Annotated in this window: 22 protein-coding genes; 13 read left to right on the top strand and 9 right to left on the bottom strand. The window is 36.3% G+C overall.

The features are described 5' to 3' along the window. Positions 1 to 221 precede the first annotated feature (221 nt). The 3 genes from AZF04_RS17285 to AZF04_RS17275 all read left to right on the top strand — a co-directional run bounded on the left by AZF04_RS17285 (position 222) and on the right by AZF04_RS17275 (position 3,190). Positions 222 to 527 carry a hypothetical protein gene (locus tag AZF04_RS17285; RefSeq protein ID WP_061949845.1) on the top strand — a complete coding sequence of 102 codons (306 nt, stop codon included), beginning with the start codon at positions 222 to 224 and terminating at the stop codon, positions 525 to 527. A 434-nt stretch (positions 528 to 961) separates the two neighbouring features. Next, positions 962 to 1,906 carry an aldo/keto reductase family protein gene (locus tag AZF04_RS17280; protein WP_061949844.1) on the top strand — a complete coding sequence of 315 codons (945 nt, stop codon included), beginning with the start codon at positions 962 to 964 and terminating at the stop codon, positions 1,904 to 1,906. Between the two features lie 231 nt (positions 1,907 to 2,137). Beyond that, on the top strand, positions 2,138 to 3,190 hold the full coding sequence (locus tag AZF04_RS17275) for an NAD(P)-dependent alcohol dehydrogenase (RefSeq protein ID WP_061949843.1): 1,053 nt from the start codon (positions 2,138 to 2,140) through the stop codon (positions 3,188 to 3,190). A 44-nt stretch (positions 3,191 to 3,234) separates the two neighbouring features. Here AZF04_RS17275 and AZF04_RS17270 read toward each other — a convergent pair whose 3' ends face one another. The 5 genes from AZF04_RS17270 to AZF04_RS17250 form a co-directional block, all read right to left on the bottom strand. Continuing rightward, entirely contained in the window at positions 3,235 to 4,449 is a 1,215-nt protein-coding gene (locus AZF04_RS17270; protein WP_061949842.1) for an ROK family transcriptional regulator, read from the bottom strand. A gap of 202 nt (positions 4,450 to 4,651) precedes the next feature. Beyond that, positions 4,652 to 5,311, bottom strand: a complete 660-nt coding sequence (locus tag AZF04_RS17265; protein WP_061949841.1) for a DUF624 domain-containing protein — start codon at positions 5,309 to 5,311, stop codon at positions 4,652 to 4,654. A 5-nt stretch (positions 5,312 to 5,316) separates the two neighbouring features. Further along, on the bottom strand, positions 5,317 to 6,150 hold the full coding sequence (locus tag AZF04_RS17260) for a carbohydrate ABC transporter permease (RefSeq protein WP_061949840.1): 834 nt from the start codon (positions 6,148 to 6,150) through the stop codon (positions 5,317 to 5,319). Positions 6,151 to 6,165: 15 nt separating this feature from the next. Beyond that, positions 6,166 to 7,101, bottom strand: a complete 936-nt coding sequence (locus AZF04_RS17255) for a carbohydrate ABC transporter permease (protein ID WP_061949839.1) — start codon at positions 7,099 to 7,101, stop codon at positions 6,166 to 6,168. Between the two features lie 93 nt (positions 7,102 to 7,194). Then, positions 7,195 to 8,508 (bottom strand): ABC transporter substrate-binding protein, encoded by a 1,314-nt coding sequence (locus AZF04_RS17250; protein WP_082795399.1) that lies wholly within the window; start codon positions 8,506 to 8,508, stop codon positions 7,195 to 7,197. 420 nt (positions 8,509 to 8,928) lie between these two features. On the opposite strand from AZF04_RS17250, the gene AZF04_RS17245 reads away from it, so the two are divergent. The 3 genes from AZF04_RS17245 (at position 8,929) to AZF04_RS17235 (ending at position 13,287) form a co-directional block, all read left to right on the top strand. Continuing rightward, positions 8,929 to 9,960 carry a family 43 glycosylhydrolase gene (locus AZF04_RS17245; protein WP_061949838.1) on the top strand — a complete coding sequence of 344 codons (1,032 nt, stop codon included), beginning with the start codon at positions 8,929 to 8,931 and terminating at the stop codon, positions 9,958 to 9,960. Positions 9,961 to 10,135: 175 nt separating this feature from the next. Next, positions 10,136 to 11,917 (top strand): glycoside hydrolase family 2 protein, encoded by a 1,782-nt coding sequence (locus AZF04_RS17240; protein WP_061949837.1) that lies wholly within the window; start codon positions 10,136 to 10,138, stop codon positions 11,915 to 11,917. Beyond that, positions 11,917 to 13,287 carry a glycoside hydrolase family 43 protein gene (locus AZF04_RS17235; RefSeq protein WP_061949836.1) on the top strand — a complete coding sequence of 457 codons (1,371 nt, stop codon included), beginning with the start codon at positions 11,917 to 11,919 and terminating at the stop codon, positions 13,285 to 13,287. Before AZF04_RS17240 ends, AZF04_RS17235 begins: the two co-directional genes overlap by 1 nt. 117 nt (positions 13,288 to 13,404) lie before the next feature. Here the strand turns inward: AZF04_RS17235 and AZF04_RS17230 are convergent, their stop codons facing one another. Then, the gene (locus AZF04_RS17230) at positions 13,405 to 14,799 is read right to left on the bottom strand and encodes a family 4 glycosyl hydrolase (protein ID WP_061949835.1); all 1,395 of its coding nucleotides are present in this window, start codon (positions 14,797 to 14,799) and stop codon (positions 13,405 to 13,407) included. Positions 14,800 to 15,030: 231 nt separating this feature from the next. Between AZF04_RS17230 and AZF04_RS17225 the strand changes: the two genes are divergently transcribed. Next, positions 15,031 to 15,867: an AraC family transcriptional regulator gene (locus AZF04_RS17225; RefSeq protein WP_061949834.1), complete on the top strand. Its 837-nt coding sequence runs from the start codon at positions 15,031 to 15,033 to the stop codon at positions 15,865 to 15,867. Positions 15,868 to 16,451: 584 nt separating this feature from the next. Next, on the top strand, positions 16,452 to 17,732 hold the full coding sequence (locus tag AZF04_RS17220) for a class II aldolase/adducin family protein (RefSeq protein ID WP_061949833.1): 1,281 nt from the start codon (positions 16,452 to 16,454) through the stop codon (positions 17,730 to 17,732). Between the two features lie 60 nt (positions 17,733 to 17,792). Here AZF04_RS17220 and AZF04_RS17215 read toward each other — a convergent pair whose 3' ends face one another. Continuing rightward, positions 17,793 to 18,116, bottom strand: a complete 324-nt coding sequence (locus AZF04_RS17215) for a hypothetical protein (RefSeq protein ID WP_061949832.1) — start codon at positions 18,114 to 18,116, stop codon at positions 17,793 to 17,795. 154 nt (positions 18,117 to 18,270) lie between these two features. On the opposite strand from AZF04_RS17215, the gene AZF04_RS17210 reads away from it, so the two are divergent. Next, positions 18,271 to 19,539, top strand: coding sequence for a DUF1593 domain-containing protein (locus tag AZF04_RS17210; protein ID WP_061949831.1), 1,269 nt, complete (start codon positions 18,271 to 18,273; stop codon positions 19,537 to 19,539). Positions 19,540 to 20,157: 618 nt separating this feature from the next. Here AZF04_RS17210 and AZF04_RS17205 read toward each other — a convergent pair. Next, the gene (locus AZF04_RS17205) at positions 20,158 to 21,174 is read right to left on the bottom strand and encodes a zinc-binding alcohol dehydrogenase family protein (protein ID WP_061949830.1); all 1,017 of its coding nucleotides are present in this window, start codon (positions 21,172 to 21,174) and stop codon (positions 20,158 to 20,160) included. Between the two features lie 255 nt (positions 21,175 to 21,429). On the opposite strand from AZF04_RS17205, the gene AZF04_RS17200 reads away from it, so the two are divergent. Then, positions 21,430 to 22,713, top strand: coding sequence for a Gfo/Idh/MocA family oxidoreductase (locus AZF04_RS17200; RefSeq protein ID WP_061949829.1), 1,284 nt, complete (start codon positions 21,430 to 21,432; stop codon positions 22,711 to 22,713). Between the two features lie 247 nt (positions 22,714 to 22,960). On the opposite strand, the gene AZF04_RS17195 is transcribed toward AZF04_RS17200, so the two are convergent. After that, entirely contained in the window at positions 22,961 to 23,524 is a 564-nt protein-coding gene (locus AZF04_RS17195) for a hypothetical protein (RefSeq protein WP_061949828.1), read from the bottom strand. Positions 23,525 to 24,152: 628 nt separating this feature from the next. Here AZF04_RS17195 and AZF04_RS17190 point away from each other — a divergent pair. The 3 genes from AZF04_RS17190 (at position 24,153) to AZF04_RS17180 (ending at position 26,221) form a co-directional block, all read left to right on the top strand. Further along, a complete protein-coding gene (locus AZF04_RS17190; protein WP_061949827.1) occupies positions 24,153 to 24,737 on the top strand; it encodes a TetR/AcrR family transcriptional regulator in 585 nt (194 codons plus the stop codon). Positions 24,738 to 24,743: 6 nt separating this feature from the next. Beyond that, on the top strand, positions 24,744 to 25,601 hold the full coding sequence (locus AZF04_RS17185; RefSeq protein ID WP_061949826.1) for an alpha/beta fold hydrolase: 858 nt from the start codon (positions 24,744 to 24,746) through the stop codon (positions 25,599 to 25,601). Between the two features lie 98 nt (positions 25,602 to 25,699). Then, positions 25,700 to 26,221, top strand: coding sequence for a cupin domain-containing protein (locus AZF04_RS17180; protein ID WP_061949825.1), 522 nt, complete (start codon positions 25,700 to 25,702; stop codon positions 26,219 to 26,221). The last annotated feature ends 137 nt before the right edge of the window (positions 26,222 to 26,358 follow it).

Raw genomic sequence — 26,358 nt, 5'->3', positions numbered from 1 at the left:
TAGTGACTCCCAAAGGAACAGCGCCGTGTGAAGATCCACTCTGACGAAGCTCTGCGTAGTCGGAGTTAGCTGAAGACAAGCCCTTGGGAAAGCATCTACCTAAAGTGGAAATCGTTATGACTTCTTATAATTTGAATGACACTACCTAACTAAAAAAGGCACGACTAAAGCCTAAAATGAATATGCTATTGTATTAACTTCTAGGCGATGAGGTCGATTTAATGAAGAATAATGACTTAAGAAGTAATTATCCAATGAATAACGTAACCAATAATTACCCCATTAACGACGTGAATGATTTGAATTTAGATATGAGTCTAAAGCTTGCTGTAGTTGGAGGGATTATTACGACTATTGGTGATGCGATTGCAACCTATGCCGCAAGCTTAGCAGTGAATGAAGCGATTGAAAGCACGATTACAGACAGAAGAGAATCACAAGAACAAGAAGCCCGTTTAAAACAACTGGAAAATCAAATCAATCTTTTAAATCAAAAAATTGAACAATTAACCAAATCGGATAAATAAATATTCAACAAGTTTTCCTCCTAATTAATTTACATGTGTAATCATAAGGGCTGACACAAAGCCGATTTTTCGCCTAAGTAGTTAATGGTGCTTGCTAGGTGCATACTCATACACGATGGGCCTTCCTTCTTTTTGATAAGAAGGGGGGCCTTTTTGAATGGAGATAACCTCTATGTAGTCTTAGTGGACTGTCATGCATCTAACATCTGTTGAGTTCTTCTGTTTGTTTATTGAAACGAAGGATTGGACACACTTCTGCATAATAATCTTTAGAGAAGCCGTTAACTCCTTCTAGACCTTCCTCACCTTTAAAAAAAGCTAAGTTGAATTTTTTCCTAATGTTTGAAGAGGTATTCGTTGAAAACTATAGAATGAATCATTATACTTTCTTCAAAGGGCTCTAGATTAAAAAATATCGAATGGGAGGATTCATGATGAAGTATAGAAATTTAGGTCGAAGTGGCTTGAAGGTTAGTGAAGTGAGCTTAGGGAGCTGGTTAACCTACGGAAAAACGGTTGAAGATCAATTAGCTGAGCAAACGATACATAAAGCTTATGAATTAGGAATTAACTTTTTTGATTCAGCTAATGTGTATGAGCGTGGCAAAGGAGAGCGTGTGATGTCTCAAGCTTTAAAATCCTATCCTCGTGAATCTTATGTCATCACGACAAAAGCCTTTTGGCCAATGGGAGAAGGCCCCAATGACCGTGGATTATCTAGAAAGCATGTGTTCGAGCAAGTGCATGCTAGCTTAAAAAGAATGGATTTGGATTATATCGATATTTTTTATTGTCATCGCTATGACCCTGAAACACCTGTTGAAGAAACGTTACGAACGATAGATGATCTTGTGCGTCAAGGTAAGATTCTTTATGCAGGAGTCAGTGAGTGGAGTGCTGCTCAAATTGAAGAAGCGGTAAAAATTGCTGATCAATTTTTACTTGACCGTATTATCGTCAATCAGCCACAATATAATATGTTTCATCGTTATATTGAAAAAGAGGTCATTCCCGTTAGTGATAAGCACGGAATTGGTCAAGTTGTCTTTTCACCTTTAGCTCAAGGAGTGTTAACAGGTAAATATAAAGGAAATCAAATTCCTGAGGATAGTCGTGCTTCGAAAAGCTCCATTAATCAATTCATCAAAGGAATGATTAATGAAGATGTTTTACAAAAAGTCGACCAATTAGATCACTTAGCAAAAGAACTCGATATTACGCTACCTAGTCTGGCTCTCTCATGGATTTTAAGACAACCGAATGTGGCAAGTACATTGATTGGTGCAAGTAGACCAAGTCAGGTAGAGGAAAACGTAAAAGCAATTGACATAATCCTAGCGGATGAAGTCATTCAGAAAATAGAAGAAATTTTAAATTAATTCTTTAGAAAGAGCCGTCTTTAAAGGTTTCAGCGCCTGAATAAGACGGTTTTTTTTATGGAGATTTAAGATTTTCCTCTAAATGGGATACTTCTATTATTCTCACTTTCTCATTAACATTTTTAATTCTCTGACTATTAACTGATTGAATTCGTAAGCGCTACCATGTAAGATAGAATCATAGATTTTAAAATAACACACAACATTTCAACGTAAACCGGAGGGTCTAACATGAGTCAACCATTGATGACAGCAGCTATACTTGAAAAGCCATTTGAAATGACGGTAAAACAAATTGATATTCCGAAGCCAGGAAATGATGAGGCTCTTGTTAAAGTATATTGTATCGGGATTTGTGGGTCAGATGTTCATTATTATGAACACGGTAAAATAGGAAGATATGTGGTAGAGAAGCCACTTATATTAGGTCATGAATTAGCTGGAGAGGTAGTAGAGGTAGGGGAGCATGTAAAAGATGTCCAAGTAGGAGATCGGGTTGCTGTTGAGCCTGGTATACCTTGTGGGAAGTGTGAATATTGTAAGGGTGGAAGATATAATCTATGTCCAGATGTCAGCTTTATGGCAACGCCTCCTGTCGATGGAGCTTGGGCTGAATATGTGAGCGTGCGAAGTGACTTTCTTCACAAATTACCGGACGATGTTTCTTATGAGGAAGGTGCTTTAATAGAGCCTTTATCTGTAGGGTTTCATGCGATGAAGCGAGGTAGAGTGCAGCCTGGGGACAGTATTTTCATTACTGGATTAGGACCAATTGGACTACTAACCATTGAGGCAGCTAAATTATTTGGGATTACAGAAATATACGCCAGTGATGTATTAGCTTCGAGAAGAGAGCTTGCACTTGATATGGGAGCAAAGGCGGTTATTGATCCGATTGCAGAGAACACCGAGCATCAATTAGATTTTTTGACAGATGGAAACGGAATCGATGTATTGATTGAAACCTCTGGAAATGCTAGAGTGATGAGTGATTCTGTGAAGTTCGTTAAACGAGGCGGACGAATTGTTTACGTAGGAATGCCTATTGAAGATAAGATTCCAATGGACATGCTTTCTCTTATAGATAGTGAGATCGATATAATGGGATTATTTCGATATGTAAATACTTATCCAGCTGTTATCAAAAGTCTAGGACAGCAAGGAGTCTCTATAGAAAAAGTGATTACCGATAAATATCCGTTAAGTGAAATTAAAACAGCCATTGAAGTAGCGAGAACAGAAAAAGAGAAAAGTATAAAAGTGATGATTTATCCAGGAAAATAATAGAAATAGAAAACTCTCATCCATTTTGAAGATGAGAGTTTTTTTTATAAGCCACCGGGCATAAACAATTTATTTATGAATAAAGTGACAGCACCTAATACCATCCCTTTTTTTCCTAGTTCTGAGCGAACAATTTGTATCTCTTCCTGTGCACCTTTTAGAGAATATTGTTCAATCATTTGTTGTAAAGGGTTAAAAACAAAATCATCTTTAAAGATTTGACCTTCTAAAATAATTTTGGAAGGCTTTAAAAGATTAATCATATTGGCAGTCGCAATACCTAATGATTTTCCAGACTCCTCAAGTATCTTAATCGTTAATGCATCGCCTTCTCGAGCCGCTTTAAAAAGTAGATCAATAGAAAGCTCTTGTCTATTATTTTCAAGACGATTCTTTAGGATAGAATCTTGATCTAGTTTTAATTCTTCATCTAAACGATCTAAGATAGCGGTCTCAGAAGCGCAGGCCTCTAAACAACCGTTGTTACCGCAGTGACATTTAGGTCCATTTATATCAACAACGGTATGTCCGATTTCACCAGCGGTATTGAATGAGCTCTTGTATACCTCGCTATTAAGAACGATTCCAGAGCCAATACCTCTACCTACACTAATACAGATAAAATCGGAGATACCTTGTCCTTGTCCAAACCAATTTTCAGCTAAAGCTAAAGCTCTAACATCATTTTCTATCATAACAGGTATATCAAATTGCTTCTCTAATATTTCCTTTAAAGGTAAATTCCTTAGCTGTAGATGAGGGGCGAAAATCGCGATTCCTTTATCAGGATCAACAAGTCCGTGCATAGCCACGCCGATACCAAAGACTTGTTTTTTATCGACTTCTTTTTCTTCTAACACATAAGAAATGTTTTCTTTTATCATTTCAATAAATTCCTCTTCTTTTGGAAGAGTTGCTAATTTTTGCACATAATCAAAGATAATTTCACCATTTAATTTAGATAGAACGACACGAATAATTTCAGCCGCAGCATACACTCCTACAATATAATAGGCAGAATAATTAATACTTAACATAATAGGTCTTCTGCCACCACCATTTGTTTGTAGAGCTTCCTCTTCTATAACAAGGTTTCTATCGATTAATTCATTCACTAAACCGCCAACAGTTGGTGGAGTTAATTTGGTAAGCTTTGCAATATTAGCTCGTGAAATGGGTCCTTGATTATGAATTACATTTAAAATGGTTGATTGATTTAATGATTTCATTCCTTCAAAGCTACCAGTAGTGTAGACCATATTTCCATCCGCCTTTTATTTGTTTAAAAATCTATAAAAATTATGCTTAGAAATCCTATATTCTTCTAGTTAGTACTAACTATATCATATTACTTGTGAAAGAGTGTTGTCTATAATCCTCCTACAAGTAAATACATTTTTGAAATAATTCGTTTAATATGGTAAGCCTGCTTCTTTATTTTATAGAAAAGGAAAAATGATTTTATTTCCAAGGCCTCCAAATGCCTCTCCAATTTGTCTCAAGCTCGAAGGAATAATGCTCGGGCTCGTACTGATTGAGTAGGTAGCGAAGAGCATTGTAGGCTAGAAAAGCTATTATTCCAGCCCAAATAATTAAGGCGATGGTTATGATGGAACAAATAATACTGATGAACACCATATAAAGAACGATATTCATCGTGAAAAGGAAATGTTCTACGAATAGCTTAAATGCCCGTTTAAAGAGAATCGTAAATCTTTTTTCATCTTGCTCTAGAGAAAGTGGAATGATATACATCATTAAACAGTGCCACATAACGATACCGAATAGTAGTAGGATGGCTATAACATAACTTAGGAAGTGACCCATACTTATTAATGTAAGAAAGTATACAACTCCTGGGAAGATGATAAGAACGTGTAATACTAATAATTTCGTACCGAATGTAAAATGACTTCGAAGGCTCGCCCAAAAATCCCTCGGTGATACCGCCGCTCCTCTTGAAGATTGTTGAATGATAGAAACAAGAGCGAGTGTGGCGGGTCCGATAGTAAAGATAGGGAGAACACAAAGCCACCAAAAAAAGGTGGCCCAAATCATCGTACCTAGCATTTGATAGCTATCATAAAGGGAGCGATTAAAAACGGTCATGGCATTTTTCATAGTGATTATCCTTTAATCCCAGTTAGAGCGATGCCTTTTACAATAAACTTTTGTGCAAATAAGAATAGGATAATAACAGGCAATGCTGAGAATATCGTTGCAGCCATTAATTTAGCGAATTGGATATTGAATTGTCCTTGCATAATCGCTAATCCGACTGGTAATGTTCTCATGTCTGTACTTGTCGTAACAATTAAAGGCCATAAATAATCATTCCAATTCCCCATAAAAGTAAATAGCGCCAGTACCACTAAGGAAGGCTTTGCAAGTGGTATAATAATTTTCCGATAAATAAAGAATGATGAAGCACCATCTATTCTTGCGGCCTCCTCAAGCTCAAAAGGAATGCCTATAAAAAACTGGCGCAATAAAAATATTCCAAACACACTACCTAGGCCAGGGAATATCATAGCTGAATAGTTATTAACCCAACCTATATCACTAATCATTCCGTATAAAGGCACTAAATTCATAACAGGTGGTATCATCATCGTAGCCATTAAACTCCAAAATAATAAATCTCTTCCCTTAAATTTAAGGCGGGCAAAGGCGTAAGCGGCCATTGAGTTTAATAATAATATTAATGCTGTATGAATGGTTGCAATAAAAAAGCTATTCCAAAACCAACGTAAAATCGGCACATCCTGTCTTGCGAATACATCGATATAATTTTGAAAAGTAAGGGTCTCCGGTATCCAGCGAATAGGCCATGAGATGGCTTGGCTTTCTGGTTTCAGAGAGGTAGATAGAACCCATAATAAAGGCAAGACCCAAAATAAAGCCATAATGCTTAAAAATATAAAACTTGACCATTTAGATGATTTATCTCCTAGAGCCATGGATATTCCTCCAATCTATTTCTCTTTTGTCATCAATTTGAATTGTATAAGGCTAATACAAAGTAAAATCATACCTAATACAACGGACAGGGCTGCTGCTAATCCAGCTCTTGGATTACCTCCAGTAAATCCAACTTCATAAATATAAAGAATCAGAACTCTCGTGTCATAACCAGGTCCTCCACCTGTAGCCAATTGAGGCTGCGCCATGACATTAAAGGAGGCGAGAGTTGTCATGACTAACACAAAGGCTAAGGGACCTTTAAGTCCTGGCAGTGTCACATGTATAAATTGTTTGAATTTATTGGCTCCATCGATTTTGGCAGCTTCATATAATTGATCAGGAATATCACCTAGACCAGCAAGAATTAAAATCATATTGGTTCCAATAGTCCACCAAATAGTCATCAAGACTAAAGATACCCAGACCCATGGAACTCTAGTTAACCAAGGGATATTGTCCAGTCCTACCATGCCTAGATAATAATTCACAATTCCAGCGTTCGTATCTAATAACCAAATCCAGATTAGGACGACTGTTACAACAGAAAGTAGACTTGGAGCATAAAATAAAGCACGGAAAAAGTTATGTCCGAATGGGCGTGCATGAATACCAATAGCTAAAAATAGTGGCACGATAATTAAAAATGGGACAGATAATACCACGAATGTTAATGTTGCCTGAAAGGCTGACCAAAAGTAGTCAAAATAAAGACTATCTGTGTTCCAGAGGATATTGGCATAATTCTGAAGGCCAACAAACTCCATGTCGGTGAAGAAATTCCAATTATTAAAGCTAATCACAAAACCATAAAAAGTTGGATAAGCTAAAAAGATGATAAAAAAGATTAAATGAGGTCCTATAAAAAGTATCGGAGTTAATTTCTCTTTCCACTTTTTCTTTGATTTTATTGAATGAGAGGTTTGGTTGTTTTTGATAACATCGCTCATTTTATACTCTCCTTGTATATGAATAAGGAGGGGCTTTGCCCTCTCCTCGTCCTAAAAGGTTTTCTTATGATGAAACAAGTGCAAATTCTTTATTTATTGACCAGAAGCTTCCCGAGCATTAGCTTCTCCTTCTTTTTCAGCTCTTTCAAGAGCTTCTTCAGGAGTTAATTGTCCAAGCATCGCTTCATCGACTGCCGGCCCGGTTGGTCCCCATGCATCACCAAAAAACGGAGAGGTTGGTGGGAAAGCAAATGTTTGTTGAGAAGCATTATACTGGTGCTCTAATTCTTTAAATTCATCACTTTCTAACACGCTATATGTTGCAGGAACTTGACCAGCAGATACCCATTGAATGCTGTTTTCAGTTACATATTGAATGAATTTCATAGATGCTTCTAATCGTTCCGGATCTTCATCCTGCTGTGTTGGAATAACAAAGTTATGAGAGCCAGCCCATACTACCTGCTCATCACCAAATGCCGGAACAGGAGCTGTAGCAAAATTTAATCCTTCTTGTTCTTCAAATCCAGCAATCATCCAAATGCCATTTAAATGAAAGGCGCTATTTCCTTGACGGAATAATGTAACCTCACCATCTGCTTGAACATCAGAAGGAGAAACTTCATGAGTATAAACAAGATCGACCATCTTTTGTAAAGCTTCAACACCCTCAGGTGAATTAAATAATGGAGTAATTCCGTCTTCTTCACTTACAGATGTACCACCATGAGAGTAGAGGGAAGTATGAAAAATCATATTACTTGGCCAAAATACTGGCATAGCGATTCCCCAAGCATCGGTATTTTCTTGAACGGCTAATGACATTTCTAATAGTTCATCATAATCTTTAGGTGGTTCTGTATAGCCAGCTTCTTCTAATAAATCAACATTATAGAAAAGTGTTAAAGGGTGAATGTCTAAAGGAATTCCATATCTACTTCCTTCAAATTCTCCAGCTTTCCAAACTTCAGGAATAAAATCTTCTTCTACTAATCCAATGTCTTTCGCTAAATCATCTAAAGGAGTCAATAAGTCATGCTGAGCGAATCCAGCGATACGATCTAATGCCATAATAGCAACATCAGGTGCTTCTCCGTTTACAACAACGGTTCTGTATTGGTCATAGAAATTGTCCCATGGCATTGTTTGAGTACGAATAGCAATTTCGCCCTCATTCAATTCGTTAAAATCAGCAATAATTTTCGCGATTTCCTGTCCATCTGGACCTGTGAAGCCATTCCAAAAATCCAAAACAATTTCTGCTGCTTCAACATCAACATCTCCTGGTATTTCTTGTTCACTTTCCCCCGTATTATTTCCTTCATTCTCGTTACCACCACAAGCTGTCATAAAAACAGTAGTAAGAATGGCGAATAGAGAAAGGAAAAATATATTTCTTCTTTTCATTTTAGTTCCCCCTAACATTTATTATGGAAGAATGAAAATATCATTCTAGCTCCCTAAGAATTGTAAACACTTACATAATCACATAAAAAAAAGGATTGTTTAGTATTTAACTAGCAATATCATTTTATCCAAAAGTAATTTATTAAATTAATTTACTTTATGGGATTATCGTACACGAACTTTTTATAATATTCAACCTAAATTCTTCGAAAAACACTAAAAATGAATCCGTTTACAAAAAAATAAAGAAAAATAAAAGTGATAAATACCTTGATTTAATAGTGTTATTTAATGGTTTTAATAGACTTTAAAAAAACAAAGATAAAAAATTAACTTAACAGTTCCTTGGGTTGTTTGTTATACTTTCTCATAAGAGTAAGTAAATTAATTTTATTTACTATCAGGAAAAGGGGTGGATTTATGAAAATAAAGTGGTGGAGTATTGTTGGATTATTGATTATTGTTCTTATCGGAGTATTTATTTATCAATTTTTCAATCAAGAAAAATCTGGCGAAGAATATCAAAATCCCATATTCGAGCCTGTTATCGCTGATCCTTCTATTATTAAAGGAGAAGATGGCTTCTATTATGCTTATGGAACAGAGGATAACTGGGGAGATGGGATGGGCCCTAGAATAGTGCCAATAGTTAAATCGGAAAATTTAGTGGATTGGCAATACGTAGGTGACGCTTTTAACGAAAAGCCTAGCTGGAAAGAAGATGGTGGTATTTGGGCGCCAGATATTTCCTTTTATAATGAAAAATATTATTTATATTATTCTCAATCCACTTGGGGAGACTCAAATCCTGCCATTGGAGTGGCCGTTTCTAATACTCCGACTGGGCCTTTTGAAGACCAGGGAAAGCTATTTGATAGTGAAGAGATAGAAGTGAATAACTCCATAGACCCTCAGCTCTTTGTTGAAGATGACGGAACTCCTTATTTGTTTTGGGGGAGCTGGTATGGAATATGGGGGATTGAGCTAAGTGATGATGGGCTCGATTATATAGGAGAAAAATTTCAAATTGCTAGTACTTCCTTTGAAGCTCCTTATATCGTCAAAAAAGAAGATGAGTACATTTTTTTCGGTTCAAAAGGCTCGTGCTGTGAAGGGCAGTTTAGTGAGTATCGAGTGGCTGTTGGGAAGGCTGATTCTTTAGAGGGTCCTTATTTTGATCAATCAGGAAATGATCTTTTATATTCTAGTGGAACCGTTATTTTAGCTGGTGGGGATCAATTTAAAGGTCCGGGTCATAATGCGGTGGTCACTGATGAAGCAGGTCAGGATTGGATGATCTATCATGCGATTGATGCAGATAACCCTTGGGTAGATGGAGGTATAACTCGTCGGCCTCTAATGATGGATCGAATTATTTGGGAAGATGGCTGGCCAGAAATCAAAGGCGGCGTTCCGAGTGAAGGTGTTCAAGAGGGGCCGATTACAAAATAACCAATGGTTTTTTAATTAATTTAATAAAATCAAATGAATATAAAGATGTATACGCAATCATTTAAAAAATCGACAAAGTGATATAAATGATTTTAGATAAATAGCATAATCGTCTAAATGATTTCATGAACTTATAAAAAAAGTGCTTAATAGAGATAAAAAAGGAGAGATCAAGATGTTAATACCGCGTTCTGAATATCCACGACCACAATTTGTTCGAAAAGAGTGGATCAACTTAAATGGAAAATGGAATTTTGAATATGATGATTCTAATCAAGGAATGGAGCATCATTGGTTTGATGGGACTCAAGATTTTACTAAAAATATTACGGTACCTTTTAGCTATCAAAGTGAACTAAGTGGAATTGGCGAGACTGAATTTCATGATTTAGTATGGTATAAGCGTACTGTGGATTTACCTCAGCAATGGGAAGATAAAAGAATGGTTTTACATTTTGGTGCGGTTGATTATCGTACGTGGGTATGGGTTAATGGACAATTTGTTATGTATCATGAAGGTGGGCATGTTCCTTTTAGTGCAGAAATTACAAATATTGTTCAAAAGGGAGAAAATCATATTGTTGTACGTGTGGAAGACCTTTCTAAAGATTTAGACCAACCAAGAGGAAAGCAATATTGGAAGGAGCAATCAGAAAGTATTTTCTATACGCGAACAACGGGCATTTGGCAGACAGTTTGGATCGAAGCTCTTAACGAGAGCTATCTAGAACAGGTGAAAATGACTCCCAATATTGATTCTGATGAAATTACGATTGATTATAAAATTAACAATCTGAAGCATAATCAGCAACTGCAAATCGATATATCTTTTGATGGAATACCGGTTTTAACCGATCAGCTACAAGTATCATCAATCAATGGTTCGCGTAGCTTCTTCTTAAATGACTTTCATGTTCATGATGCCGGAAGACTTTGGAGTCCAGAAAATCCTAATCTTTATGATGTGAAGTTTACATTAATTCAGGATGATGGGGCAGTTTTAGACGAAGTAGATAGCTATTTTGGAATGAGAAAAATATCGATTGAAAATGGCACTATTATGCTAAATAACAAACCATACTATATGAAATTAGTGCTTGATCAAGGGTACTTCCCTAAAGGTATATTAACACCTCCTTCAGATGAAGATATTAAAAGGGATATAGAGTTAACGAAGGAAATGGGTTTTAATGGAGCAAGAAAACACCAAAAAATTGAGGATCCGCGTTATTATTATTGGGCCGATAAACTGGGTATTTTAGTTTGGGGCGAGATGGCGAATGCTTATACGTATTCAAATGATGCCGTTAGACGAATGACATCTGAATGGCAAAAAGCAGTAGAGCGTGATTATAATCATCCGTCTATTGTGGCTTGGGTACCGATAAATGAAAGCTGGGGTGTGCCTAAGCTTTTAGGAGATAAAAGACAACAAGACCATACGTTAGCGATGTATTATTTAACAAAATCAATCGACGAAACCCGATTAGTAATGTCTAATGATGGTTGGGAGCATACGAAATCTGATATTTGCACCATTCACGATTATGAAAGCAATAAAGATGTTTTAAAGAAACGCTATAGTAAGATTGAGCATATCCTAAACTCTACTCCAGGACATCGCTTGATTTATCTACCTGGCTATCAATATAATCAAGTCCCGATCCAAGTAACCGAATTTGGAGGAATTGCTTATAAAAAGAGTGAGTGGGAAGGGTGGGGATACTCTGGCGCAGAAAACGATCAGGACTTTATTAAAAGATACTATGATGTCACCTCTGCCATGCTAGAATCACCACTGGTTCAAGGATATTGCTATACGCAGCTAACGGATGTAGAACAAGAGATTAATGGGTTATTAACTTATGACCGTCAGCCTAAGGTCGATTTAGAAATCATTAAAAATATTAATGAAGGGCGTACAATAGAGCACTTCATAAGTGAGGATGAAAAATAGTGGGCTATAAAAATCCTGTTATTTCTATGAAAGGTACAGACCATGGTGATCCTGCTGTTTTAAAGTTTAATGGTTTTTATTATTTATACCATACAGCAGCAAAGGAAATACCTGTCTATCGTTCAACAAATTTAATACATTGGGAAAAGGTTGGGGTCGCTCTGCAAGCCTCAACTGACCCCAAACATTGGGCACAAATAGGTCTTTGGGCTCCAGAGGTTATATACGAAAATGGTATTTTTTATATGTATGTAACCGCTGCTCTGATGAATCAAGATGGAACTGAAAATGATGAAGTGCGTAGAATTGGTGTAGCCAAAAGTTATTCCCCTACAGGTCCTTTTCAGCTTAATCCTGAGCCGTTAACAAATGAATGGTCAATTGATGCTCACCCCTTTAAGGATGATGATGGAAGCTACTATATGTTTTATAATGTTCGTAATGAATATACGAGAGGGCCAAATGGAGTAATAGGTACAGGAAATGTCGTTGACCGGATGAAGGATTTAGAAACATTAACTGGAAACCCTACAATGGTAGTAAAACCTGAACGACTAGAAGAAGGAAATAAAGAAGGAAGCTTTTACTGGAATGAAGGACCATTTGTTCTAAAGCATAGAGGATTGTACTATCAAATGTATAGTGCGGGTTTTTTTGGTGATGAAACTTACGGTGTCTATTATGCGACATCAAAAGTGCCAATAGGTCATGATGGGATGAATGATAAGAGCTGGATAAAGTGGCAAAATGGAACACCCATACTTCAAACGAATGAAGCATGCTTAGGTCCAGGCCACCATGTGATTGTCAAAGGACCAAACGGAATCGATGATTATATGGTTTATCATGGATATGAGCCTAAGGAAAAGCTTGGAGAAAGGCGTGTTCGAGTCGGTCGATTGCAATGGAAGGATGGACATATTGATTTAGAGCCTCCCACTAACGATACGATTGCTATGCCTACTATGCCTGATTTTGATGGAAGATTTATTGATTCAACAGTAGAAGTGAACCAGCAGTTAAATCAATATCAATTAGAAAGCTACTTTTTTGAAAGCAATTTAAAAAAGGGCTCTGGACATGCTTTGTTTATCGACGAACAAAATCATGTTTGGTGGACTCTAAGTCAAAACAGACTAGAAATAAGATTAGTTGAAAATGGTCAAGAAAAGTTAAAGCAGATACTCTCTCTTTCCATTGATTCTGATGCATTTCATTTAATACAAATAGAGAAAAAGAAGGAAAAGCTAAACGTGTGGCTAGACCAAGTTCTCTATTCAGAGCTATCGCTGGAATTTTCAAAGAAAGTTGGAACCGTGACTATAGATGCCGAAATGCTAGAAGGAACGATTTTAACACAGCTAGATTGAATATTAAAAGTGGAAGAACCCTTTCTAGTATCTACACAACAAGTAAAAGGACCTTGCTTCTTACTAAAAGAAGCAAGGTCCTTTTGCACTAATCATTCTCAATATTGGCTCCACTACTTAATTTTTTAAAGCCTCTGAATACCAATGCTTAGGTATCATATCACTTTCGCGTTCAAGTAATTCCTCAATAATTTGGTCTCCATCTGCTATCGAATGAACGAGTGGATCGGTTAACATTGCTCTTCTTAGCTTTTCTCGACTACCTTCCACTACAGCCTCTGCTGTTAGCTCATGTGTATCAAGAACTACCTCTTGCATTCCTCTAATTCCTCGAGGCATTTCTCCGACAGGTAATGGCTTGACGCCTTCCATAGTTACCTCACTTAGAAGCTCTAATAGAGCGTCGTCATTCATATTCGTAACCGCTCCATTATTATAGGTATTCACATAAAATTTCTTCCCTAGATTTCCAACCATGTTTTCGATAATATCTGTTGCATGGTCTGGACCGAAGGAGGTCATGAACTCCTCAATCGGCTTTTCTTTATTAATAAAGCGATCAATTTGATCCCACATTTCGCGATGGCGCATATATCTCTCTTCCGTCTCCCAAATAGAAAGAGGAGGAATCGTATCCTTTAATTTACCTAACCCCTGCCAATAGGGTAAATATTCTTTTGTATGAGCTGTACAGGTTGGAACATAGCCAAATATTTCATAAAGCTGATAGCTAATGGAATCATTAAACAAAGCTTTTGCTCCGGTATCCCCACCTACTGTCTCAGTTTCAGCATGTTTTCTTAATGACTCAGCTATATCGGGTAGTACATTTTTTCCTTGATATTCTGCTTTTAATAGCCAAGTAAAGTGGTTAACACCAGCGATACGAATATCAAACTGACGGTCGATTTCCTCTGTATATTCTTTGTGATTTGCGATGATACCAGCGCGCTCGGCTAATATGATTTTCTTATGAGGCATATGATGAGAATCACAAAGGGCAAAGCTCTTTAATTGTGGAGCAAAGCGTTTTAATGCCATTCCATGAACAGTGGCTGGATTAATATAATTAATGACCCAAGCATTTGGACAAAGTTCCTCAATATCACGAGCGCAATCCATTATGACAGGAAGCTCTCGCATCGCTCGAAAAATTCCCCCGGGTCCAATCGTATCTCCTGAACACATACGAATTCCATATTTTTCGGATACTTCACAATCAATACCACGGTATTTAACGGTGTTTTCAGCAAAGCTTAAAACGACAAAATCAGCACCAGATAGAACTTCTCTACGATTAGTTGAACCTTCAATCGTTAAATTGACTCCACTATAGTCTACGACCATTTGAGCGAGCTTTACTAATTTTTCTAATTTATCCTTATTTGTATCGACTAAGGTTAAAGTTCCATTATTCAAATGCTCTGAATGAACCATTTGCCATATGGCCTGTCTGCCAAAAAATAAACTACCAGCACCTAAAACGACTACCTTTGGTTTTTCAATCTTCATTTGATCACCTCCGAATTAATACTACTCATTATAAAGGAATGACAGGATATGAAAATGTAAGAGAGTACTCTACATTTGTCATTTAGTACGATTTTGTTTATGGATAAAATCTATTATTAATAAGGGATTAAGAGGTATCTGTTTAAAAGTACTGATAAATGTTACTGTATGTACAGAAAGATTACATCTAAAATAGTAGAAAAAGAAGTTGTTCATGATTGGAGGTACGTCTTGAATTCGTTAGATATTTTTAATGAACTTTCCGAGCATGTTGTGATACGAATCAACACATTGGGTGATCAAATTCATCAGCAAAACTGGCACGAAAGTAAAAGGCATAAGGATTATGATTTGTGGTATATTCTCGAAGGAGAAATTGAGATTCGAGTAAATGATTCCGTATACACAGCTAATAAGGGAGATTTAGTGCTGTTTGGCCCAAGCATAGCTTATCACGCCACCTCGAAGCGGGGCTCATGTCATTTTATTTTTACTCATTTCGACTTTGGTTTAGGAAATCAAAATGAAATCTTAGAGAACTTTCAAATTTTTGGAGTGGTGAAGAAGAATTTAGTATCTGAAGAATCTCTTTTATTTAATGAATCCTATAGTCATTATAAAGAAAATAAACCAATGTCTAGTATTCGATTAAAAGGGAGCCTGACGATTTTAATAGCTAAAGTAATCGAACTTTATGGAAATGAGCAATTTAAAGGTACGTTCAAGCAAGACATTAATTTAAGTAAATTAAATAGTAATCTCCATGAACTTCAACCTGTCTTAGATTATGTCATCACACATTTAAATGAACCTTTAAGAAATGAAAAATTGTCTAAAATCGTTGGGATGTCTGAAAAATATTTTATATACTATTTTAAACAAACGATAGGAGTAACTCCTGGTCGTTATATCTATCAATTGAAAATGAATAGAGCTAGAGAGTTAGTTTATAGTAATCAATATTCGATTGAGCAAATTGCAGAACAGCTAGGCTATCCCGATATTTATAGTTTTTCGAAGGCTTTTAAAAAATATTATTTAGTTTCTCCTTCACAATTAAATTCTTAAGGGAGTGAATGTCATCATTGCTCTATAAGGAAATGAAACCGAACGTTTATTAATAAAATATGTCTTGTATGTTTGCGAAATCACTTGTTGATTGTAACGGTAGGTAGTGACTCCCAAAGGATGAGCGCAGTCTGAAGATCCACTCTGACGACTTTCTGCCTAGTCGGAGTTAGCTGAAGACAAGCCCTTGGGAAAGCATCTACCTAAAGTGAAAATCAACAACCTAATCAACCGGTTTTTATTAAAAGGATGAATATTTTCAAATTTACTTTTTGATTGTAACGGTAGGTAGTGACTCCCGAAGGATTAGCGCCGTTTGAAGATCCACTCTGACGACTTTCTGCCTAGTCAGAGTTAGCTGAAGACAAGCCCTTGGGAAAGCATCTACCTAAAGTGAAAATCAACAACCAAATCGACCGATTTTTATTAAAAGGGATGAAGGATGAAATTAATTCAAGTTTTAGATTGTGAATATTAAGTTATTTTGGTGGCAATTCCATGAACTGATTGCTTTCATTCATACAGGATAACTATACTTTAATTAAAGAGAAGTCTTTATCTATCACAATATGGAGGCGTTCATTATGAATCTAGATATGCTACATCCAACTGATCAATTAGTCATGTTCATGGAAAGAATCTACCAAAGTGGATTAACCACTACATCTGGAGGAAATCTGTCTGTATTAGATGAACATGGAGATATTTGGATTACACCTGCGAGTATTGATAAAGGGACTTTAACTCGTGATGATATCGTTTGTGTCAAAAAAGACGGTGAAACGGTAGGGATACATCGGCCTTCTAGTGAACTTCCTTTTCATCAATTGATATATAGTGCTCGTCCTGATTTAAAAGCGATTATCCACGCCCACCCTCCTGCATTAGTGGCGTTTAGTATTATTCGAAAAAAACCGAATACTAGATTAATGGCAAGTGTTTACCAGACTTGTGGTGAAATCGGTATGGCAGAATACGGCTTACCAGGTAGCCTTGAATTAGGTGAGAAAATAGCCAAAGAGTTTAAAAAAGGGTACTATTCTGTTTTATTAGAGAATCATGGCGTAGTAGTTGGGCATCAGAACCTATTTGAAGCATTTCAGCAATTTGAAACGTTAGATTTTCTAGCTAGAATTGAATCAGAGGCTCATCGATTAGGAAAGCCAAAGAGCTTAGAAATAGATACCATTAAGATGCATTCACAGCAAAGTCAATTACCAGAATTTATGGCCGAATATTATGGAATAAAAGAACGAGAGCTTCGCACAAGTATGGTGAAGCTTATAAAAAGAGCTTATAAACAAAAGCTCTTTACTAGTACTCAAGGGACATTTTCTCAAAGGCTTTCAAATGATTCTTTCTTAATTACTCCTTACCATGTGGATCGATATTATTTAAATAACAGTGATATCGTTCGTATTGAAAATGGAAGAAGAGAAAAAGGTAAGGTGCCTAGTCGATCCTTTCAATTGCATCAGTACATTTATGATAAGCATCCGCATATTGAATCCATTATTTTAGCTCATCCTCCAAATGTAATGGCTTTTGCCGTTTCTCATCAGTTATTAGAATCGAAAACGATACCAGAAAGTTATATTTTAATGAGAGATATTCCGAGACTACCAGCTATTTCTCCTCACACTAATCCAGAGGAAGTGGCTAATGTCTTTGAAAGCTCAACCCCCATTGCGATTGTAGATAATGAATGTGTCATTGTAACAGGCTCTAGTCTATTAAATGCCTTTGACCGATTAGAGGTCGCAGAATATAGTGCAAAAGCTTTAATCGCTTCAAAGGACTTAGGTGACATTGTCCATATTGAAGAACCAAAAATTAAAGAATTAGAAAAGGCCTTTCATTTATAAAGGCAATAAAAGAGTACTGATAGGATTCTAGTATTGAAAGGTATTTTTAAGTAATCTTGTCTATGCTGTTAACATTGAGGGACTCTCTTCTCCGGAGGTCTCTCTTTTCGTGGGTTCGCTCGTATTTCCGGTGAATAGGAAAACTTCCTTTTGCTCGCTTTTCATGATCAGCGCTGATTTCGGGTGAATAGAGTGCTCCCTTTTGACCTCTTTCATTGATGCGAGCACTTTTTGTGTGAATAGAGCTTTTTCTTTTGACTGTTTCAATGCTGTGGCTGTCATGTCGGGCTGAATGACAGCTTCTATTTGACTTTCTCCTTTTCCATGGATTCTCTTGGATTTACAGCGAGCATCCGAGCACCTAACAGGTATGGAATCAATCATTCATAATTGTCCTAGGCATTTTTTCTTCTGGACAGATAATTTAAGGGTCAAAAGATTAAGGTATAGATTTAGCTATGTTTCGTTTATTCTATAGTAAAGGTGTATAAGCTTTATAGTTTTATGATATAGGGAGAAGATAGTGAGGGGGAAGGATATGACTGAAAGACCGAGGGTGGTTGTTTTAACCGATATTAGTAGCATAGTAGGAGGATTTGGAGAGCCAGATGATGCTCAATCATTTATTCGATTATTACTATATAGTAATGAACTTGATATAGAAGGACTAATTGCTACTTATACAAAGCACGGTCATGCTGTTTTTCCAGAATATTTGCACATTCTTTTACAAATATACGATAAAGTTCACAACAATCTTTTAAAGCATGACCAAAGGTATCCATCTCAAGAAAAGCTAGCTAAACTGATTAAATGTGGGAATCAGAATGATGGCCCTAAATTTATAGGTGAAGGTAACGATACAGAGGGCTCTAATTGGATTATTGAATGTGCAAATCGTCTAGATGAGAGGCCGTTATGGATCATTGTTTGGGGTGGTACAACCGATTTAGCGCAGGCTTTATGGAGAGTGAAAGAAACGAAAGGAGGAGCGTTTTATCAAAAATTTAAATCTAAATTAAGAGTTTATGCAATAGGTGATCAGTATGAAATGAATAGTATGGTAAGAGACGAAAATCCAGATTTGTTTTATATCGTATCAAGTGATTCCTTTAGAGGGATGTATAAAGAAGGAAATCAAAATTTAGTAAATAATAGTTGGCTTCATGAACATCTTCGTTTCAATCATGGACCATTAGGAGCAGCCTATCCTCAATATGATGGTGAGGATCCTTGGGGAGAGGTCCACGGTCTGAAGGAAGGTGACAGTCCATCTCTATTATATTTAATCCAAAATGGATTGAGTGATCCAGAGTATCCTGAATGGGGAGCATGGGGTGGTAGGTTTGTGAAGAAGAGAGGAGAATGCTATGAAGATGCTGAGGAAGAATTCGAGGGGGTTAAAAGTGTTAGGTCTCCCATTTTTCGCTGGCGTCAAGCCTTTCAAAATGATTTTCAAGCGCGAATGGACTGGTGTATAAAGAGCTATCAAGAGTCGAATCATGCTCCAGTCGTCAAAGTAAAGATGATAGAAAATCAAAATCCTAAGCCAGGTGATACGATAGAGCTGGATGCTAGTGAAAGCTTTGACCCAGATGGTGATTCATTGAGCTTTCATTGGCAGTTGCACAGAGAAGCTAGTAGCTATAGTAATCAGTTAGTCATTTTAGGAGAACATTCAGCGAATGCGAGGCTGCTTATTCCAGAAAAAAGTGAAGGTGATACCTTGCATATTATTCTAAGTGTTATGGATGATGGGGCTCCGCCATTAACTTCCTATAAGCGTTTGATTTTTACTGTAAAGTAAACCATATAACGGTTTTACTACTGAAGTGACTATAAATCGTTTGATATGGAGACTGGTTTTTATATGAGCTCATGAAGCGAATATTGAAATGATTGCATATATGAGTGAATTTCATCATTGTTCTACAAGTGAATAAAACCCAACATTTATTAAAAAAATGTTTAATGTTTGCAAATTCACTCGTTGATTGTAACGGTAGGTAGTGACTCCCAAAGGATAAGCGCCATTTGAAGATACACTCTGACGAAGCTCTGCGTGTCAGAGTTAGCTGAGAACAAGCCCTTGGGAAAGCATCTACCTAAAGTGAAAATCAAAAACCTAATCGCACGGTTTTCATTATAAGAATTGAATGATGAAATTAATTCACATAAATAAGTAATAGGACCTCTCTACTTTTAAAAGAAGGAAGGTCCTGCTAGATTAGTAGATTTCTATATGAAAGACTTAAGCAGGACTCCTGTGGGAAGTAATGGAAATAACGAAATCCACTTTAAATAAAAGTTAGTTCAGCATCTCCCAACCAAACGCGAAGTGTCTTGGAGGAGCGAACATCCGAGCACTTAATTTGTGAGGGGTGCATTCATGCAGATTATTCCATTCTTTTTTTCTGGAAAAAAGTTAAAGCTCGATCATTGCTTTTATTACGTTCTCCTGTGGGTCTAACCATTTAAGGAATTCAGATACGGTATCTTCAAAGCAAGCTCGATGAGTTATATACTTTTCTATATCTAAGGCTTCTCGGCTTTTTAAGCTTTCATAAACAAAGATAAAATCGTCTTTTGTCGCATTGCGGCTACCTAATAAGGTGGTTTCTTTTTTATGAAAATCAGGATTATAAAATTGGATATGATCACTGACGAGTCCTACAAAAACAACCTTTCCACCAAAAGCAATATAATGTAAAGATTGCTCCATGGATGATTTATTTCCAGTCGCATCAAAAACAACATCGACCATATGACCATTTGTCATTTCTTTTAAAGTATCGATTGAGGTTTCTAATGGATTGAAGGTATGCTCTAGCTCAAGCCATTCACGACAGAGCTGTAGACGATGTTGATTAATATCAATGGCTATAACGTTTAAGCCCATCTTTTTCGCGAAAAGCATAATTCCTAATCCGATAGGACCGGCACCTACTACAGCTATCGTATCTTGTTCGTTGACTTCCGCTCTACGTATCGCATGTGCCCCAATAGCGAGAGGCTCTATGATGGCCGCTTCATCAAATGATAGATCATTCACCTGCATAAGGTGGGTGATAGGAACTGCTATATACTCTTGCATGCCGCCATCTTGATGAACTCCTGTAACAGTTAAGTGCTGACAGCAATTCGTTTTTCCTTTTTTACAAGCAAGGCAATCTCCACAATGGTTATAAGGTATAATAGCGACCTTATCACCGATCTGTAATTCTTGCTCACTTTCTTCTATTTCAGCAATAGTACCTGATAACTCATGCCCTAATACTCGAGGATAGGTAAAGTAGGGCTGTACACCATTATAAGCATGTAAATCTGTTCCACAAACACCAATTCGTTTTAACTTGACGATGGCATAGCCATTTTTTATAGTCGGTTTTTGAACTTGAACAAGTTTCAATTTCTGAGGCTTTTCGCATAGTATTTGCTTCACTCTCAAGTCAGCTCCTAAAAAAAATAATTGTTTCCGCTTTCATTAATAAGATATTATCACAATATTCTAAAAGGGGGTATCGCTATAAAGAGTTGATTTGTAGAAGATGAGTAACTGCTCATCCCTTTTCAATCTATCTTTTATAATAAAAGCTTTTAAAAATTAAAGTTAAAAAGTCTATTCATAAAGGGTTGTGTTTTAAAAATATTCAGATTAATATAATTGTGAGGTCAAAAGTCAAAAGGAGATTTAAAGATGAAAAAACGATACGTTTTAATTGGAACGGGTGGAAGAGCTGAATTTTTCTATGGATCTTTAGTAAGGGATTACAGAGAAACAAGTGAATTAGTTGCTTTTTGCGATGTGAATCAGACAAGAATGGATTATGCTAACCAATTACTAGAAGAGCGTTATGAGCATCCTCAAATCAATACCTACCTGGCACATCACTTTGAAGAAATGATTAATGAGCAAAAACCTGATTTTGTAATCGTTACCACAGTTGATCGTACGCATCATACTTATATTATTAAAGCGTTAGAATTAGGCTGCGACGTCATTACTGAGAAACCAATGACGGTTGATGCAGAAAAGTGTCAAGAAATTATTGATGCGGTTAATCGAACAGGAAATGAAGTAAGAGTGACCTTTAATTATCGATATGCTCCTCATAATACGAAAATCCGTGAATTAATTCGCGATGGAGTTATTGGAGAAGTATTTTCTGTTAACTTTGAGTGGGCGTTAGATACTCAGCATGGAGCAGACTATTTCCGAAGATGGCATCGCGATAAACAGAACAGTGGTGGACTACTAGTCCATAAGTCGACTCATCATTTTGATTTAGTTAACTTTTGGCTTGGTACAGAGCCAGAAAAAGTTTATGCAAATGGCGGATTGCGTTTTTATGGAAAGGAAAATGCTGAATCTCGTGGTGTTACAGAGTTTTATCAAAGAGCTCATGGAAATGAAGTAGCAAAAAATGATCCTTTTGCCATTCAACTAGAAGATAATCCTCATCTAAAAGCTATGTATTTAGATGCTGAAAGAGAGGATGGATATCAGCGTGACCAAAGTGTTTTCGGAGATGGTATAAGTATTGAAGATACTCTAGCAGTAATGGTTCAATACAAAAATAAAGCGATTTTAAATTATTCATTAAATGCCTATTTACCGTGGGAAGGGTTTGTCATTTCCTTTAATGGAAGTAAAGGACGAATTGAAGTAAACGTAAGAGAGCAATCGTATATTAATTCAGGTGGAGAAAAATCAGATGAAGGTGCATTAAAGGAAAAATCAATAAGAGTCATCCCTATGTTTGGTCAGCCGTATGAAGTAGAGGTACAAGAAGGTCAAGGTGGTCATGGCGGAGGAGATCCATTATTACTAGATGATATTTTTGGAGAGCCAAAAGAAGATCAATTCAGAAGAGCTGCTTCTCATGTCGATGGAGCTATGAGTATTTTAACAGGAATTGCTGGAAACAAATCCTTACGCACAGGTCAGGCAGTAGAAGTAAAAAATCTTGTAAAATTCTAAATGAAAAAATGGTCAATAAGAGTGTAGAAGATAAAAATACAGTAACTATAATCAAAAATGAAAACGTTGTTATTTTGTGAAGGCGTAATAGATGCTTTCACAAACATCCAACAGGACCTTGCTTCTTAAGACAAGAAGCAAGGTCCTGATCCATTAAATGCTCAAATCTGAATTTGGGTCTATCAAGCTTTGCGAAGTGTCTAGGGGAGTGAATAACCATTTTAGCAACACAAAAAAGAGTCTCTATTTATTTACTTTGCTGCATACTTAAAATCGTTTCAGTTTCTGGAAGATAGCGAATGATATATGTTTCTCCAGAAGAAGCACCATCTTTTAAAACACCCCTTGTAAAAAGAGTAAATTCCCGATTATCTGATAACTTGTAAGTTTCATATGGTCCACGTAATTTAAACGTAACGCTACCTTTGGAAACTTCATCTATTACGACTGTTTCTTCCATGATATGTCCATTAAAATAATGAAAGACATCCTTAATTTCATGTACCCCATCCCCAAATAAAGCATAGGAAAGATAGCCGAATATTAAAAACAGAGGAATTGATAAAAAAATTGCTTTGAACGGTTTAGGAGCCTTACCTTTCATAATAAAATACCCAATAAGAGGAAAAATAGAAAGAGCAACAAAAGCTAAAATAAAAGCTAAAAAATTGAAAATCAATAGATTATAAAAGATGAATTTAATAAATTGACCTGTTTCGCCCATACTATTAATACCAGCAGATAAAGGCAATGAAATTATTATAATTAAAATTATGATAAAGAGTTTTGGGTATTTTTTTATCAACTTCATATTCTTCCCCCCATACCTTTTACGTTTATCATTTCAATCTAGTTTCAGCACACTTTAAAAATAGAATATTATTGGGTCAATACAATATATTTATCTAAATTCACTTCATCATTCCTATCTTTTAAAGGTTTTTGATTTTCACTTTAGGTAGATGCTTTCCTAAGGGCTTGTCTTCAGCTAACTCCGACTACGCGGAGCTTCGTCAGAGTGGATCTTCAAACTACGCTCATCCTTTAGGAGGTACTACCTCCCGTAACAAGTGATTTCAAACATTTAGGACATTTTTATAATAGATGTTCTGTTCGGTTTCATTCACTTACAAAACAATGATTAAATGGACTCATCTGTTAGAAGAATGTCAATGGCTACATTTGAAGTCTAATACAGGTATTTTTACTAGACTATAAAATTGATTATAAGTATTCGATTAGGTGACAACAAGCTTTTGATTCACTTTTTGTAAAAAGAAGAGAAGTTTAACGTGTAAACTTATAAGTTCTAGTTGTGATGGTGAAGCAGTGCAGAGAGTAATAAAAAAATTAAAGATTGATTTTATGATGACTTCTTCGTATGATATTAGTAAGTAAATGACTACTTACTAATTATTCATGAATTTGGAGAGGATAAAATGCGTCCTATTAAGTATACAGATGAGCAAATATTTTTAGGGTTATACAAAGCGTTAACATTGCATGGCTTTTCAAAGCTGTCATTAGAAAAGATTGCAAAGGAGGCAAATGTTTCTGCGGCGATTTTGTCAAAACGATATGGTTCGAAAAAGGGATTGATTCTTAATTATTTCAACTATGCTTTGAAACAAACACAGTTAGTCATTCACGAAAATCAATTAAAAAAGGCTAATATTGAGACCCTCGAAAATTTTTTGATTCATTGGCCAATCAAAAAAGGTGATGCAGCAGCGATCATGAGCATGATAGAAATTTACTCTGAAGGAGTAAAAGATGCTGAATTACGTAAAATCTCTCAGGAACGAAGTGTACTCATTGACGAGGAGGTACAAAGGCTTTTAAAAGAAAGTATAGATAAAGGTGAAATCGAAGACATGGATGTGAAAGAAACTTCCTTTTTATTACAATCTAGTGCTTTAGGAGTTGCAATGGTCTGGTTAAACAAACAGGATCAACCATTAGATAGGTTGGTTAAATCTAGTATTCATCGAATTGTTGGATTAGATAAACGAAGGGGTGAGTAAGTAAGGATGGATAACATAACAAACATAAACATATTGAAGCTTACAATAAAAAATATAAACGTACAATGCTATACAGCGGGAGAAATGGGTTCGCCTGTTATTCTTCTTCATGGGGGAGGAGTTGATTCAGCGAATATCTCATGGAGTGAAGTAATAGAGCCTTTGTCAAAACATCATCAGGTGTTTGCACCTGACCTACCGGGATACGGGAAAAGTGAAAGACCAGATATTGAGTATTCTTTATCCTTTTATATAGATTTTGTGAAGGAGCTAATGAGTGAGCTAAATTTAAATAGTGCAAGCTTAATTGGACTATCGCTAGGGGGCGGCATTTCTCTTGGAGTTGCACTAGAACATCCTTCAAAGGTGGAGAAGTTGGCTTTAGTAGATTCATGGGGGATATTCAGCAAGCTCCCATTTCATCAATTATCCTATTGGTATACCAAATCATTCTTAAATGAGCTTTCTTATGCACTTTCAGCTAAAAGTAGGAGTTTTGTGAAATGGACGATATTGAACAGTTTGATTGGAGATTCTTCTAAAGCCTCTGAAGAACTCGTTGATCAAATACATGAGGTTTTAAAAGGCCCTTATGCTGGAAAGGCATTTATTTCATTTCAAAGAAGTGAGATTAATAGAAAAGGGCTTAACACGAATTTAACAGAGAGGTATTCTGAAATAAAAATGCCAACCCTTATTATTCACGGCTCTCATGATACGACTGTACCAGTGAAATATGCAAAAGAGGCACATGCTAGTATCCGAGACTCCCAACTTTATATAATGGAAGCTTGTAAGCATTGGCCACAGAAGGAGAGGCCTGAAGAATTTACGAAAGTAGTAAAAGCCTTTTTAACATCATAACGGGCTTATTGTCCCAATCCAACTATGAACAGGCATCATTGTTCTAAATGTATAAATCTTAATGTGAGATACTAGATGACCTAATTAGGAGGATTAAAATGAATGAATTAGAAAAGCTCATACATCCAGATGGAACCACCATTACATTAGTTGATCAAAGTGTTGAACATCACAATGAGTATTTGCTTATTGAACATAAGATCACTAAGTTAGGTGCTATTAATGGGCCTCATTGGCATCCGGAATTAACAGAATATTTTACGGTTAAGGAAGGGAAAATGAGGATAAAAGTAGATGGAGAAGATTTTATCCTTATACCTGGACAGCATTGTAAAGTTTCACCAAGGCAAATTCATCAATTTTGGAATGAGAGCTCCCAAAATTTAATCTTTCTTCATGAAGTACGCCCCCCAGGAAACCACTGGAATATGTTCAAACTTATTCATACACTAGACATGAAAAACCAGGTTAATTCTAAAGGTATTCCCCGAAATCCTTTATGGTTGAGCCTAGCATGGGAGTGTATAGACGGATATTTAGTAGGGATACCACCAGTCATACAGAGGATAGTATTTGGAAATTTAGCGCGTTTTGCTCGTGCGATTGGATATCGAATATAAAGAGGACAGTGAAGCTACCTGACGAAGTGGTTTGATGAATTTTCCTAAGGGGAGCGTGTCTCCATATCAAATACGAGGTCATATATATAATGCCATAACAAAAGGGACCACCTATAAGGATATGTTGATGATCTTAT

The organism is Alkalihalobacillus trypoxylicola, assembly GCF_001590785.1.
Taxonomy (GTDB): Bacteria; Bacillota; Bacilli; order Bacillales; family Bacillaceae_D; genus Alkalihalobacillus; species Alkalihalobacillus trypoxylicola.
Note: the sequence above shows the minus strand (reverse complement) of the source record. Positions and strands in the feature narration are given on the sequence as shown.